Below are 12,730 nucleotides of genomic sequence, written 5' to 3' on the forward strand. Positions count from 1 at the left end.
TGCCCGATTGAGCGAACATCTCTCTGGTTCGAATGGGGAAATCTTACACAGCATCCCGTTTGATGGGGGCAGACAAACTTTGAATACGGCTCCCCTGCAAGCGGAAGAGCCGCCGCTCAGGCGAAAAGAAGAACGAGTGCCGACGGCACATTAAGGTTTGATGGCAGATGACTCGCTGCCGCCGCAGGCGAAACCGTCGCCAAGACAGGACAAATCACGGCTGCGGTTTGTCAGCGAAATGCCTGATCGCATATTCCGCAACCCGCTGGTTCGATTGCCTTGCATCATCGAGCCAGAACGGGAAGATCTGCCACTGATGGATCATGCCTGGCCAGATTTCGATCTCGACGTCAACGCCGGCCGCGCGAGCCTTGTCGGCCAGACGCCGGCTGTCGTCCAGAAGCGCTTCACCCGCTCCGACCTGTAGGAGCAATGGCGGAAATCCTGTCAGGTCGGCATAGAGGGGCGAGATCATCGGATCGGTTGGCGAACGTGTTCCGAGATAGGCCTTGCGGATGAGATCGAGTTGAGCGGCGTCGATCAGCGGGTCGGTGCTGGCGTTCGCCGTCAATGAAGTGCCGGTTGCTGCCAGATCGGTGATGGGGCTCATGGCAACCACCGCCGCCGGCAGGGGTTCCCTCACCCGCATCTGCCGCAGGGTTGCTTCAATCGCCAGGTTCCCGCCAACGGATTCGCCGACAAGCACGATATTGTCGGCCTCATAGCCGGAATCGAGCAGCCAGCGATAAGCGCTCAACGTATCATCGACCTGAGCCGGATACGGGTTGTCGGGCGCGAGCCGGTAGTCGATGAGAAGCACATCGGCTGACGCCGCCTTGGCCAGCGCGCCGGCTATTGCTCGGTGCGTGCGCAATGAACCGCTGTAGAAGCCGCCACCGTGTACATAGAGAATGGCACGCCGGCCGAGCGGATGATGCAATCTCGCCGGCCAGATGAGCTGCGCATCGATACCGCCAGCATCGACGGACCTGATTTGAATGCGCGTCGGCTCGGGGGTCGATTCCATCAGGTCTTCGAAGGCTTGCCGTCGGTCGCGAAGGCTGTCGGCATTGTGGAAGGACTGCCCCCATGTTTCGACGAGCTTATGGATCTGTTGCTTCGAGGCTTGAGTCTGGGGTGGTGGATCCCAGGCCCGGGCGGATGCCGGCAAGAGTATCGTTGCGAGGCCAGCCACTAGCCATGCGACCCTGCCTTTTGTCATCGCTGCGGCAATCGCCGCCGATATGTGCCCACGCCACACGTCGGCCCCTTGCCGCAAAGCCCTGGCCATAAGCACCATGCAATCTCCTCGTCCAAGGTGTCTGTCGAGATGAGCAGAAACTGCCATGAACGTAGTCTGTGTCAAGGCTTGGGGATTGCGATGACGACGATACTGTGTGACGTGGAACCTACCGCGGCGCAGGGGGTGCCGAGGAAGCCTAGCTCTTTGTGCTCAGCTCCTCCACCCGCTTGAGATTGACCACGGCCTTCACTGGCAGGTGATCGGAAGCGACGCGAGCGAGCGGCGTATCGTGGGCCTCGACTGCGGTCACGACGCCCTTGCGGTTTGCCATGATACGATCGAGAGCAAGGACGGGAAGTCGTGCCGGAAAGCTCGGAACTGCCATGGGCTGCGGCCCAAATGCGGATTGGAACGTGTGCAGCGACGAACGGTCGCCAAGCCGCCATTCGTTGAGATCGCCGAGCAGGATGGTCGGGATCTCGCTCTTCCTGGCCATCAGCTCGACCAGCATCTTGGCCTGCTGCGCGCGCGAATGGCGAAGCAGGCCGAAATGGGCGGCGATAATGCGCAAGGCGCCGCCGTTTTCCAGATCGAGTTCGGCAACAAGCGCGCCGCGTGGTTCCAGCCCGGGAAGATTGATCTGGTGAACGTCGCGCACGAGACCCTTCTTGAAAAGCACGACATTGCCATGCCAGCCGTGAGCCTTTGCCATGCCGTTGACCGGCACTGGGATCAGTCCGGTCTCCCGTTCCAATCGGCCAAGATCGAGGATACCCGTACGTTCGCCAAACCGGGTGTCGGCTTCCTGCAACGCAATCACGTCGGCGTCGATTTCATGGATGACGCGGCTGGTGCGTTCCGGATCGAACCGGCGGTCGTTGCCGACGCATTTATGGACGTTGTAGGAAGCGATTAGAGTGCCATCTGACCGTGGTTTGTCCTCCGAATGCGCCGCATCCAGCCGCTTTTTTCGATTGCGGATCGAAGCAAGGATGTTGGCCGGCAGGCTTTGTTTTCTGGCATGCATCGGAGTTTACAGGCGCTCGGTTGATCGACGAGGTTCCAACCGGATTATAGATCCGGGTGCGGGAGGTTGCCACGTCCTAACCCCAGAAATCCGCTACAAGTAAGGCGATCCGAGCCACAGGACCTTCTCAAGCAGCCGGACCGGAAAAGGCCGCGCGCGTAACCCCTGCAGCGTGACCGGCGAAGCCGACTTGATGGCCTCGTCGATATGCTCGTCGATCTCGTTGGCAAAGCCTTCGTTCAGCACTTCCAGGTCGATCTCGAAATTCAACCGCAGCGATCTCGGATCGAGATTGGACGATCCGACATAGGACCAGACCCCGTCGATCGACAGCAGTTTGGAGTGACTGAAGGCACCGCTGGAGCGCCAGATGCGACAATAGCTGCTGAGGATCTGATCAAACTGCGCAGTCATGGCCCGGTCGACGAGGACGAGGTTGTTGACGGACGGAACGACGATATCGACCTCGACGCCGCGCCGTGCCGCTGTCGCCAGCGCGCTGATGAGCTCGCGGTCGGGCAGAAAGTAGGGGGACATGATGCGGATCGATTTGCGCGCAATGGAAAAGGCGCCGATCAGCATCTTGTGGTTCGTCTCGACGCTTCTGTCGGGTCCGGAGGCGACGACGCGCATGAAGACTGGATCGCCTGGCTGCCGCTCCGGCAGTGCGGTTCGCCATGCCTCCCCTTGCAGGATCTCGCCGGTCGTGAAGCGCCAGTCTTCGGCCGCAACGTTGAAGAGATCGGCAACAACCGGTCCGGTGACGCTGAAATGGGTGTCGCGGGCGAAGTTCTCCCCTGCCATTTCGCGCGTAAAGCCGGCCCGGATGTTCATGCCGCCCGTCAGTGCGATGCGGCCATCGACGATGATGATCTTGCGGTGGGTGCGCAGGTTCGCATAGGGCAAGCGCAACCCCATGATGACGTTTCCGTTGAAAACAGAGACAGTAACGCCGCCATCGGCGAGGTAGCGCAGTATGCTTGGGACGGAATAGCGAGCGCCGACGGCATCAATCAGCACACGTACCTCGACACCCCGTTTTACCGCGGCGATCAGGGAATCGGCGATTCTTAATCCGATGGGGTCGCGGTCAAAGATGTAAGTCTCGAGGAGAACACTCCGCTTCGCGCTGTCGATGGCGGCCTTCATTGCCGCATAGCAGTCGTCGCCCGTTTCCAGCATGTCGATCGTGTTGCCGGTTGCGAGCGGACTGCGGGCGACGCGATCGCCGAGTGTCTGGAGGGCGGCAAAACGACGGCCGAAGCCGCTGATGACGATATCCGTGTCGGCGTCGAAGCTTTCCAGCTCATCGAGATCCGCCTCGGGGATCAGGGCATCGCGCCGAAGGCTCAGCGAAGCGCGACGGATACGATTGATGCCGGCGATCGCATAGAGGACGGCGCCGATGATCGGTGAGAGGATGATCACCCCGACCCAGCCCGTCGCGGCGCGAACCTCCTCCTTGGTCATGGCCGCGTGGATCGCTGCCGCGGCGCCCATGGCGAGCGAAACAACGAAAAGAATATGCGGCCAATAGGTCGATATGAGATAAAACATTGCGTTGAACTATAACGCTAAAGCTGCGGCGTTCAATTGTGCACCCCTGGGCGCTCAAAACGTTCGCCCGCAAGCAAAAATGCGCGCACCGCGCAGCGGTTGAATGCTGCGGCGCAGAATTTCTTTTTTGCAGTGTGTCAAAATTTGCTTGAATCAGCGTGGTTCCTCTGGAACTCTAGCCTCAGTATCGCGTTAGACCACGGGCATTATCTGAGGAGATCGGCGATGACAGAAACTCGTGAAGAGTGGATCAGGAAGCGCGCCTATGCGCTTTGGGAAGAGGAAGGGCGTCCAACGGGACGAGATTTCGTACATTGGGAACAGGCACGGGCCGAGCGCCAAGCGCTTGAAGGATCCGCCGCATCTTTGGATGGCAAGGAGGTGAAGACGCGCAAGCGCACCGCTTCCACTCCAAAAGCAAATGGCGCCGTCAAAGCTACGGCTCCCAAAAAGACAGCCAGCCGAAAATCGGCGTGACCGCTTCAATTTTCTGGATGCCGGAGGGCGTCGCATGGCGCCCTCCGTCACATGATTGCATTGCTTCTGGGCTATAGATTTTCGAGGAGCGCGAAGGGCGCTTCGGGGGAAGAACCACAGATGAGTGCGCAGAGCTTTGGCCTCGCAGAAAAAGTGCTGCGGCGGCAATCGACGATGGAACCAAACGCCCACTCGAATGTTGATAGCGGCAGTGGGATCATCGCCATGAGCGTAAGCGACTTGGATGTTTCATTGGCCGCAGCAGGCTGTTACCTCCTCATTGCGTCGTTGAGGGTGGAATGACTGCTCTGTTCGTCGCCGCGATAGCCTATCTGATTTTCGCCCTGATCCTTGTCTATGCGATCGACAATCTGGTCGCACTGTTCTTCCCCGGTGCGCGCTCTGCGCTGCATTTTCCGACCCTTGAAAAGATGATGGCGATTTCGCGCAAGTACTCTCGCAAATAGGCGGATCTTGTCCGAGCGCTATTCTCAAAGTCGCCAGGCGGCCACTTGCGTGCGCATCGATGCGTCGCCGGAACTTTTTGCGAGGCAGTTGGTTGCCCCTTTTTGTCAGAGTGGAGGCAATCATGCCAAGAGGCGATAAATCCGCGTACACGGACAAGCAAAAGCGCAAGGCCGAACACATCGAGGAAGGCTACGAAGAACGCGGCGTTTCGACCAAGGAGGCCGAACGGCGGGCGTGGGCGACGGTCAACAAGGAAAGCGGTGGCGGCAACAAATCCGGTTCCGGTCGGGGCAAGAAGGATACTCACGAGGCATCCGAAAAGGGTGGACGCATGGGCGGCGCGGCTGCTGCGGCGCGCCCCGCAGCTGAACGTTCTGCCTCCGCGAAGAAGGCGGCTGCGACCCGCAAGCGCAACGAGCAGCACACGCATCGCTGATCTGATGCCAAAATCTGATTCTGGCCACCGGGAGGGACCTCATGGCATATCAATTATATTATTGGGACGGTATTCAAGGCCGCGGCGAGTTTGTGCGCCTGGCGCTCGAGGAAGCCCAGGCAGACTATGTCGACGTCGCCAGACAGTCCGGACGCGGAATGGGCACGGGCGCCATGCTAGAGCTGATGAGAAGCAGGCACGAGCCCCACATTCCATTCGCGCCCCCGTTTCTCAAGGATGGCGAGCTTGTTGTCTCGCATGTCGCCAACATTCTTTTCTATCTTGGTCCGAAACTTGGTCTTGCGCCGGAAGACGAAAAGCTGCGTTACGTCGCCAACGGCCTGCAGCTGACAATTACGGATCTGGTGGGGGAGGTGCACGATACGCATCACCCGATCGCGGCATCGCTCTACTACGAGGATCAGAAGGAGGCGGCAAAGGCCCGTTCCGCTGCCTTTATCAACGAGCGCATTCCAAAGTTCCTTGGTTACTTCGAACAGGTGCTGCAGCAAAATCCCATGGGATCGAACCAGATCGTAGGCAACAGGCTGACCTATGTCGACCTGTCGCTGTTTCAGCTGATCGAGGGTCTGCGATATGCCTTTCCGAAAGCGATGAAAGCCTACGGCGTCGATTATCCGGGCCTGACAGCGTTGCATGATGCGGTCGCCAGGCGGCCGAACGTCGCTGCCTATCTACGGTCGGACCGCCGGCTCGCCTTCAACGAGGAAGGTATCTTTCGGCATTATCCGGAACTCGATCTCGCACCATAGCGGATATGGCATTGTCCCCAACCGTTGGCGGCTGATAAGCTTTCTGCAACTCGCCCTTATCCCGTCACATCACATTCCTGGAGGCTATCGCTGCCATGGCACATCTTGCTCAATTGCTTGCATCCATCAAAATTCCGGATCTCGCCGGAAAAGCCGTGCTGGTCACCGGTGCTTCGACCGGTATCGGTGCAGCGCTTGTCCGCGCCTTTGCCGCACAGGAGATGAAAGTCGGCGTTCATTACAATGCGAGCCGTGAGCCGGCCGAAGCGCTTGCTGACGAAATCCGGGCCGCCGGCGGCACCGCGCATCTCGTTCACGGTGACGTGTCGAAGGAGGGCGAGACGGAACGTGTGGTCGAAGAGACGGCCAGAACCTTCGGGCATCTCGACGGGCTAGTGAACAATGCTGGCGGTATGCTTGGTCGCAAGCCAACGGCCGAGTATACAGACGAACATTACGTCAAGGTCATGGATCTGAATGCCCGCTCGGTGCTTGCTGCAACGCGCGCAGCCCATCCCTGGCTGAAGAAGCAGGGCGGCTTCATCATCAACACGACCTCGATTGCGGCGCGCAACGGCGGCGGCAACGGTGCCGTGCTCTATGCCGCCTCGAAGGGCTTCGTCTCGACCATTACCCGCGGTCACGCCAAGGAATTCGTTCCCGATCGGATCCGGGTGAACGCGGTCGCGCCTGGGGTCATCGCTACACCGTTTCACGAGCGCTATACAAATGACGAGCAGATGGAGCTGCAGCGCAAATCCATCCCGATGGGCTTCGTCGGGACGCCCGAGGATTGTGTCGGTGCCTATCTCTTCCTGGCATCGCCAACGCTTTCCGGCTACGTCACCGGCCAGATTATCGAGGTCAATGGCGGCCAGCTGATGCCATAGGCCCGCCTGCGCGATGAAGAACGGCGCGGAAGATCGCCACGCCGTTTTTCACGTTGCGAGAGGGGTCAGACGCGCTCGAGGGCGACGGCAATTCCCTGCCCGACGCCGATGCACATGGTTGAAAGCGAATAGCGCCCGCCGCTCTCGCACAGTTCCAGGGCGGCCGTGCCGGTGATACGCGCGCCAGACATTCCGAGCGGATGCCCAAGCGCAATGGCGCCACCGTTCCGGTTCACGCGGCCATCAGCGTCGGCTATTCCAAGTTCGCGCAGGACGGCGAGACCCTGCGAGGCGAAGGCCTCGTTGAGTTCGATGACGTCGAACTGGTTTTGCGTCATGCCAAGACGGGCCATCAGCTTGCGGGACGCCGGAACCGGACCGATGCCCATGACGCGCGGCGGGACGCCGGCCGAGGCACCACCCAGAATGCGGGCGATCGGGGTCAGGCCATATTTCCTGGCAGCTGCCTCGCTGGCGATGATCAGGGCCGCAGCCCCATCATTGACGCCGGAGGCATTGCCGGCCGTCACCGTTCCACCCTCCTTCTTGAAGGGCGTGGAGAGCTTTGCGAGTGCTTCCATCGTGGTCGCGCGTGGGTGTTCGTCCTTTTCGACAACGACAGGTTCGCCCTTGCGCTGTAGGATGGTCACCGATGTGATTTCCTTGGCCAGCCGACCATTTGCCTGCGCGGCCGCAGCCTTCGCCTGACTGCGAACCGCGAAAGCGTCCTGATCTTCACGCGACACCTTATAGTCTTCGGCGACGTTCTCGCCGGTCTCGGGCATGGAGTCGACGCCGTACTGCTTCTTCATCAAGGGGTTGATGAACCGCCATCCGATTGTCGTGTCGAAGATCTCGGCGTGGCGCGAAAAGGCAGTCTCCGCTTTCGGCATGACGAAGGGCGCGCGCGACATGCTTTCGACGCCGCCTGCAATCATGATCTCAGCCTCGCCGGCCCGGATCGCACGGGCGGCGGCAATCACGGCATCCATGCCGGAGCCGCAAAGGCGGTTGATCGTCGTACCCGGCACCGAGACGGGCAAGCCGGCAAGCAGCGACGACATGCGGGCGACGTTGCGGTTGTCTTCGCCGGCCTGATTGGCGCAGCCAAAGATGACATCATCGATGGCTTCCCAGTCGACCTTGCCGTTGCGCTCGATCAGTGCTTTCAGCGGCACGGCGCCGAGATCATCGGCGCGGACGGCGGAGAGCGAGCCGCCGAACCGGCCGATCGGGGTGCGGATATAGTCGCAGATATAGGCTTCGGCCATCAGGCTTTTCCTTTAGAGTTCGGGGACGACGAGATCGCCGACCGGGGCGTCGACATGGAGCGGCGCGCCGGTCATCGCCTGCAATTCTTCGACCGTCATGGCGGCGAGCTTCTCGCGCAGTACGAAACGGCCCTTCACGATGTCGATGACGGCATGGCTCGTATAGACGCGGGTGATGCAGCCGACGCCGGTCAGCGGGAAGGTGCATTTGTCGACCAGCTTCGGTTCGCCGTTCTTGGTGACATGCTCGGTGATGACGCAGACCTGCTTGGCGCCGTGCACGAGGTCCATGGCGCCGCCGACAGCCGGCACGCCCTTGGCACCGACGCGCCAGTTGGCGAGATCGCCGTTTTGCGCCACCTGGTAGGCGCCGAGGATCGCGACGTCGAGATGGCCGCCCCGCACCATGGCGAAGCTGTCGGCATGGTGGAAGAAGGCCGAGCCGGGCTTCAGTGTGACCGGCCGCTTGCCGGCATTGATCAGATCCCAGTCCTCTTCGCCGGCGGGCGGCGCCTCGCCGAAATCGAGGATGCCGTTTTCCGTATGGAAGATCGCCTGGCGGCCGGGCGGCTGGTAGCGCGCCACCATTTCCGGAAAGCCGATGCCGAGGTTCACATAGGCGCCGTCGGCAATGTCCTGGGCGGCGCGCCAGGCGATGCTGGCATTGGAAAGCTTGATGTCTTCGCGCGTGTTGATGGGGCTGATAACGACAGTCATTGATAGGCCACTCCGGCTCGAACGAGCTCTTCTTCCTGGGCGGGATTGGCGACCTCGACGACACGGTCGACGAAGATGCCGGGGGTGACGACATGCTCGGGATCGATGCCGCCGGCGGGAACGAGGCTGGAGACCTGGGCGATGGTCTTGGCGGCCGCCATGCACATCAGCGGATTGAAGTTACGGCCGGCCTTGTTGAAGGTGAGGTTGCCGTGGGTGTCGCCGACATGCGCCTTGACGATGGCGAAATCGGCCCTCAGCCAGCGCTCCTGCACATAATGCCGGCCGTCGAATTCGGCGATGACCTTGCCTTGCGCAAGCTCGGTGCCGTAGCCGGTCGGCGTGTAGAAGGCCGGAATGCCGGCGCCGCCGGCGCGGATGCGCTCGGCAAGCGTTCCCTGCGGCACCAGCTCGAGCTCAATCTGACCGGCCAGATATCTTTCCGTGAAGGCGCGCGGGTCCGACGACCGCGGGAAGGAACAGATCATCTTGCGCACCATGCCCGCGTCGATCATCGCGGCAATGCCGATGCGGCCGTTGCCGGCATTGTTGTTGATCACCGTGAGGTTCTTCGGCCCCTTGTCGATCAGCGCGTGGATCAGTTCGATCGGTGCGCCCGACCCGCCGAAGCCGCCGATCATGACGGTTGCCCCGTCACCAATTTCGGAGACGGCCTCAGCCGTGCTCCCGATAGTCTTGTCCATGCTGGATCACTCCTTGCCCGGCCGGATGCTTCTCCTCGCCTCTCACCCGATGGAATAAAACGAGGCGGCAAGACCGGCAAGAAATTTGTGCGATAATTGACATTTGTTCGTATATCGCACATTATGCGGCGGGCACTTGGAACGGGGCAGCTTGACCCGAGGATCCAAACACGTCCGGGAGCAGGTCGAAGAAACGTGCGTGAAACTGATTTCGTCAGTGGGTTTGCCAGAGGACTGAAGGTCATCGAAGCCTTCGAGGAAACGCGCCAGCGCCTTTCGATCGCGGAAGCCGCGAAGTTGACTGGGCTCGACCGGGCCACGGTGCGCCGGTCGCTGCTGACGCTCGCCGAACTTGGCTATGCGGACTACGATGGTAAGTTCTTCGCCCTGACGCCCAAGATCCTGCGGCTCGGGCATGCCTACCTCTCGGCAACGCCCCTGCCCGTCCTCATTCAGCCGCATCTCGATCAGCTGTCGGAAAAAGCAGGGCAGAGCGCATCTGCCTCGGTGCTCGACAGCACAGAGATCGTCTATATCGCCCGCGCCTCGCAACGCCGGGTCATGTCGATCAACCTGACGCCTGGTAGCCGTCTTCCCGCCTTCTGTGCCTCGATGGGGCGTGTCCTTTTGGCTGCGCTGCCTGAGGCTGACGCCAGAGCAATCCTCGCCCGCACCGACCTCAAGCCGAATACACCGAACACCAAGACGGATGTCGAGGAACTGGTTGCGGAACTCCGTCACGTGCGCGAGCAGGGCTACGCCGTGATCGATCAGGAACTGGAGATCGGCCTTTGTTCCATCGCAGTTCCCGTTGAAAATGATCGCGGGCAGACGGTGGCGGCAATCAACATCGGCGCGCCGGCTGCACATGCGCCGGCTTCGGAAATGCCGGATCGCTACCTGCCGCTGCTCAGGCAGACGCAGAAGGCGCTGCGCCTGGTGCTGCGTTAGACGCCAAGCTTGGCACGCTCCGCCATGCGCCATGACCGGGGTGTTTGGCCAGCCTGCTTGAGGAAGAAGCGCGAGAAATAGGCGGGATCCGAGAAACCGAGGCGATAGGCAATTTCCTGAACGCTGCCAAAGGTAAAGACCAGCTCGCGTTTTGCCTCATCGACAAGCTTGCGAGCGATGAGGTCGTGAGCGCCGTGGCCGGTCGTGGCGCGCGCGATCCGGTTCAGATGCGTTGGCGAGATGCCGAGCGCTTTGGCATAGAAAGCTGCCGGCTGATGTGATTTGAAATGCCGCTGGATCAGGCCGTGCAGCAGCTCCATGCGGCGCTCGTTTTCGTCGGTAGCCGCCTGATCTTCCTGTCTTTCGCAAGAGAGGCGCGCTGTCAGCAGCAAAGCCGAGGTCAGATACGACTCCAGCAGATCATTGCGTCCGGAGCGCCGTTGCGAAAACTCCTGCCCAAGCCGCAGCAGGCAAGCCGCGACGTAACGTGCGTCCTCATTCTCCATGTCGAGTTTCGTCAGATGTGGCGATGCCATCCATTCACCGAGGCGGCTGCGGTCGCCGGGAATCGTCTTCAGGTGCGAGCTCAATACCGTAATGACGAAGCCGTCGATGTCCTTGGAGAAACGAAAGGCGTGATCGAGGGCCGGGGGAATGGTGATCACCGACTGCGCTTTGATCGCACGCCAGGCGCCAGAGAACATCGCCTCGCCGGATCCGCTATCTATGTACAATATCTGAAAGAAACTGTCATGGCGATGCGGCCGGATCTCCCAGTGGTGCAGGCTGCTGCGGGATGGAATCGTTTCGCAATGCAGCCAAAAATCCGGCTTTCTACCGGTGTTCTCGCCGTATAGCTCGTATGTCGGAACAATTCTCGTCATTTTCGCGTCCGTCCGTCGCATGTTCGATTAGTGCAATTTCATGACGGAATTGTCCATTGTTGATTGCCCCCTGCCTCGTCACAATTTGACAAAAGACAAGGGAGGACACCATGCGCACCAAGGTAGCCATCATCGGCTCCGGTCCATCGGGGCTTTTGCTCGGCCAGTTGCTCACAGAGGCCGGTATCGACAACATCATCCTGGACCGTGTTGGAAAGGACTACATCCTTGGCCGCGTACGCGCCGGTGTGCTGGAGGAAGGCACCGTCGGCCTGATCGACGAAGCAAAGGCGGGCAGGCGCATGCATGCCGAAGGCCTGCCGCATGACGGTTTCTCGCTTGCCTTCGACGGGCGTGATCACCGCATCGACCTTTTCGGCCTGACCGGCGGCAAGCGCGTTATGGTCTACGGGCAAACGGAAGTTACCCGCGACCTGATGGAGCGACGCGCAATTAGCAGCGCGCTGACGATCTACGAGGCGGCGAACGTCCAACCGCACGATTTTTATGGAGCGACCCCTCACGTCACCTATGAGAAGGACGGCACCACCCAGCGCATCGATTGCGATTTCATTGCCGGTTGCGATGGTTTTCACGGCGCCAGCCGCAAGGCGGTGCCGGAAAAATCACTGAAAACATTCGAGAAGGTCTACCCCTTCGGGTGGCTTGGAATTCTGGCTGACGTTGCTCCTGTCAATCAAGAGCTGATCTATGCCAACCACCCGCGGGGATTTGCGCTTTGTTCCATGCGTTCCGAGCACCGCAGCCGCTACTACATCCAGTGTCCGCTCGACGAAAAGATCGAGGATTGGAGCGACGACCGTTTCTGGGACGAACTGCGCCGACGTCTGCCTGCACACCACGCCGAGGCGCTCGTTACCGCGCCGTCCTTCGAGAAGTCGATCGCGCCGCTTCGCTCCTTCGTTGCCCAACCTATGCGCTTTGGCCGCATGTTCCTTGTTGGCGACGCCGCCCATATTGTCCCGCCGACCGGTGCCAAAGGTCTCAATCTCGCCGCGAGCGACGTCCATTATCTGTTTTCTGGCCTCATCGAACACTACCAGGATCGTTCGAACGCAGGCATCGACACCTATTCCCAAAGGGCGCTCGCCCGGGTCTGGAAGGCCGTTCGTTTCTCCTGGTGGATGACAACGATGATGCACCGGTTTCCTGATACCGGTGACTTCGACCAAAAGATTCAGGAAGCCGAACTCGACTACCTCACGCATTCACGCGCAGCTTCAACGGCGCTTGCGGAAAATTACGTCGGCCTTCCCTTCTAGTTCCCTTCCGCCATCCACGGAAGGGTGCACGCAGAGCGGCGGTGGTTAA

The 12,730-nt window shown here is 60.6% G+C and carries 15 protein-coding genes; 8 read left to right on the forward strand and 7 right to left on the reverse strand.

The window, feature by feature from the left end; genetic code table 11:
- Window positions 1–214: 214 nt before the first annotated feature.
- The 3 genes from NBG89_RS19825 to NBG89_RS19835 all read right to left on the reverse strand — a co-directional run bounded on the left by NBG89_RS19825 (window position 215) and on the right by NBG89_RS19835 (window position 3,827).
- Entirely contained in the window at window positions 215–1,300 is a 1,086-nt protein-coding gene (locus NBG89_RS19825) for an alpha/beta hydrolase (RefSeq protein WP_431323845.1), read from the reverse strand.
- Window positions 1,301–1,439: 139 nt separating this feature from the next.
- On the reverse strand, window positions 1,440–2,270 hold the full coding sequence (locus NBG89_RS19830; protein WP_431323846.1) for an endonuclease/exonuclease/phosphatase family protein: 831 nt from the start codon (window positions 2,268–2,270) through the stop codon (window positions 1,440–1,442).
- Window positions 2,271–2,363: 93 nt separating this feature from the next.
- On the reverse strand, window positions 2,364–3,827 hold the full coding sequence (locus tag NBG89_RS19835; RefSeq protein WP_431323847.1) for a phospholipase D-like domain-containing protein: 1,464 nt from the start codon (window positions 3,825–3,827) through the stop codon (window positions 2,364–2,366).
- A 225-nt stretch (window positions 3,828–4,052) separates the two neighbouring features.
- On the opposite strand from NBG89_RS19835, the gene NBG89_RS19840 reads away from it, so the two are divergent.
- The 6 genes from NBG89_RS19840 to NBG89_RS19865 all read left to right on the forward strand — a co-directional run bounded on the left by NBG89_RS19840 (window position 4,053) and on the right by NBG89_RS19865 (window position 6,871).
- A complete protein-coding gene (locus NBG89_RS19840) occupies window positions 4,053–4,304 on the forward strand; it encodes a DUF2934 domain-containing protein (protein WP_431323848.1) in 252 nt (83 codons plus the stop codon).
- 120 nt (window positions 4,305–4,424) lie between these two features.
- Window positions 4,425–4,607: a hypothetical protein gene (locus NBG89_RS19845; protein ID WP_431323849.1), complete on the forward strand. Its 183-nt coding sequence runs from the start codon at window positions 4,425–4,427 to the stop codon at window positions 4,605–4,607.
- A complete protein-coding gene (locus tag NBG89_RS19850) occupies window positions 4,604–4,771 on the forward strand; it encodes a hypothetical protein (RefSeq protein ID WP_431323850.1) in 168 nt (55 codons plus the stop codon). The genes NBG89_RS19845 and NBG89_RS19850 overlap by 4 nt, the downstream gene beginning before the upstream one ends.
- Before the next feature lie 122 nt (window positions 4,772–4,893).
- The gene (locus tag NBG89_RS19855) at window positions 4,894–5,208 is read left to right on the forward strand and encodes a plasmid stabilization protein (protein WP_431323851.1); all 315 of its coding nucleotides are present in this window, start codon (window positions 4,894–4,896) and stop codon (window positions 5,206–5,208) included.
- Between the two features lie 41 nt (window positions 5,209–5,249).
- Window positions 5,250–5,981 carry a glutathione S-transferase gene (locus NBG89_RS19860; protein ID WP_431323852.1) on the forward strand — a complete coding sequence of 244 codons (732 nt, stop codon included), beginning with the start codon at window positions 5,250–5,252 and terminating at the stop codon, window positions 5,979–5,981.
- A gap of 95 nt (window positions 5,982–6,076) precedes the next feature.
- Window positions 6,077–6,871, forward strand: coding sequence for an SDR family NAD(P)-dependent oxidoreductase (locus tag NBG89_RS19865; protein ID WP_431323853.1), 795 nt, complete (start codon window positions 6,077–6,079; stop codon window positions 6,869–6,871).
- Between the two features lie 65 nt (window positions 6,872–6,936).
- Here the strand turns inward: NBG89_RS19865 and pcaF are convergent, their stop codons facing one another.
- Genes pcaF through NBG89_RS19880 form a run of 3 tightly spaced genes read right to left on the reverse strand, consistent with a single transcriptional unit; the run spans window position 6,937 to window position 9,563 of the window.
- Window positions 6,937–8,142 (reverse strand): 3-oxoadipyl-CoA thiolase, encoded by a 1,206-nt coding sequence (gene pcaF / locus NBG89_RS19870; RefSeq protein ID WP_431323854.1) that lies wholly within the window; start codon window positions 8,140–8,142, stop codon window positions 6,937–6,939.
- Window positions 8,143–8,154: 12 nt separating this feature from the next.
- Entirely contained in the window at window positions 8,155–8,859 is a 705-nt protein-coding gene (locus NBG89_RS19875; RefSeq protein WP_431323855.1) for a CoA transferase subunit B, read from the reverse strand.
- Entirely contained in the window at window positions 8,856–9,563 is a 708-nt protein-coding gene (locus NBG89_RS19880; RefSeq protein WP_431323856.1) for a 3-oxoacid CoA-transferase subunit A, read from the reverse strand. The genes NBG89_RS19875 and NBG89_RS19880 overlap by 4 nt, the downstream gene beginning before the upstream one ends.
- Window positions 9,564–9,758: 195 nt before the next feature.
- Here NBG89_RS19880 and NBG89_RS19885 point away from each other — a divergent pair, with 195 nt between their 5' ends.
- Window positions 9,759–10,514, forward strand: a complete 756-nt coding sequence (locus NBG89_RS19885) for an IclR family transcriptional regulator (protein ID WP_431323857.1) — start codon at window positions 9,759–9,761, stop codon at window positions 10,512–10,514.
- On the opposite strand, the gene NBG89_RS19890 is transcribed toward NBG89_RS19885, so the two are convergent.
- Window positions 10,511–11,398 (reverse strand): helix-turn-helix domain-containing protein, encoded by an 888-nt coding sequence (locus tag NBG89_RS19890; protein WP_431323858.1) that lies wholly within the window; start codon window positions 11,396–11,398, stop codon window positions 10,511–10,513. The two genes, NBG89_RS19885 and NBG89_RS19890, sit on opposite strands and share 4 nt — an antisense overlap.
- 110 nt (window positions 11,399–11,508) lie before the next feature.
- Between NBG89_RS19890 and pobA the strand changes: the two genes are divergently transcribed.
- On the forward strand, window positions 11,509–12,681 hold the full coding sequence (pobA, locus tag NBG89_RS19895; RefSeq protein ID WP_431323859.1) for a 4-hydroxybenzoate 3-monooxygenase: 1,173 nt from the start codon (window positions 11,509–11,511) through the stop codon (window positions 12,679–12,681).
- Window positions 12,682–12,730 lie beyond the last annotated feature (49 nt).

It is taken from the genome of Rhizobium sp. YTU87027 (assembly GCF_050644135.1).
Taxonomy (GTDB): domain Bacteria; phylum Pseudomonadota; class Alphaproteobacteria; order Rhizobiales; family Rhizobiaceae; genus Rhizobium.

What these genes read in the sequence shown, in the direction of transcription:
- NBG89_RS19825 (WP_431323845.1), bottom strand. Translation starts at nt 1,300, where the DNA reads ATGGTGCTTATGGCCAGGGCTTTGCGGCAAGGGGCCGACGTGTGGCGT.
- NBG89_RS19845 (WP_431323849.1), top strand. Translation starts at nt 4,425, where the DNA reads ATGAGTGCGCAGAGCTTTGGCCTCGCAGAAAAAGTGCTGCGGCGGCAA.
- NBG89_RS19835 (WP_431323847.1), bottom strand. Translation starts at nt 3,827, where the DNA reads ATGTTTTATCTCATATCGACCTATTGGCCGCATATTCTTTTCGTTGTT.
- NBG89_RS19840 (WP_431323848.1), top strand. Translation starts at nt 4,053, where the DNA reads ATGACAGAAACTCGTGAAGAGTGGATCAGGAAGCGCGCCTATGCGCTT.
- NBG89_RS19860 (WP_431323852.1), top strand. Translation starts at nt 5,250, where the DNA reads ATGGCATATCAATTATATTATTGGGACGGTATTCAAGGCCGCGGCGAG.
- NBG89_RS19830 (WP_431323846.1), bottom strand. Translation starts at nt 2,270, where the DNA reads ATGCATGCCAGAAAACAAAGCCTGCCGGCCAACATCCTTGCTTCGATC.
- NBG89_RS19855 (WP_431323851.1), top strand. Translation starts at nt 4,894, where the DNA reads ATGCCAAGAGGCGATAAATCCGCGTACACGGACAAGCAAAAGCGCAAG.
- NBG89_RS19850 (WP_431323850.1), top strand. Translation starts at nt 4,604, where the DNA reads ATGACTGCTCTGTTCGTCGCCGCGATAGCCTATCTGATTTTCGCCCTG.
- NBG89_RS19875 (WP_431323855.1), bottom strand. Translation starts at nt 8,859, where the DNA reads ATGACTGTCGTTATCAGCCCCATCAACACGCGCGAAGACATCAAGCTT.
- NBG89_RS19880 (WP_431323856.1), bottom strand. Translation starts at nt 9,563, where the DNA reads ATGGACAAGACTATCGGGAGCACGGCTGAGGCCGTCTCCGAAATTGGT.
- NBG89_RS19865 (WP_431323853.1), top strand. Translation starts at nt 6,077, where the DNA reads ATGGCACATCTTGCTCAATTGCTTGCATCCATCAAAATTCCGGATCTC.
- pobA (WP_431323859.1), top strand. Translation starts at nt 11,509, where the DNA reads ATGCGCACCAAGGTAGCCATCATCGGCTCCGGTCCATCGGGGCTTTTG.
- NBG89_RS19890 (WP_431323858.1), bottom strand. Translation starts at nt 11,398, where the DNA reads ATGACGAGAATTGTTCCGACATACGAGCTATACGGCGAGAACACCGGT.
- pcaF (WP_431323854.1), bottom strand. Translation starts at nt 8,142, where the DNA reads ATGGCCGAAGCCTATATCTGCGACTATATCCGCACCCCGATCGGCCGG.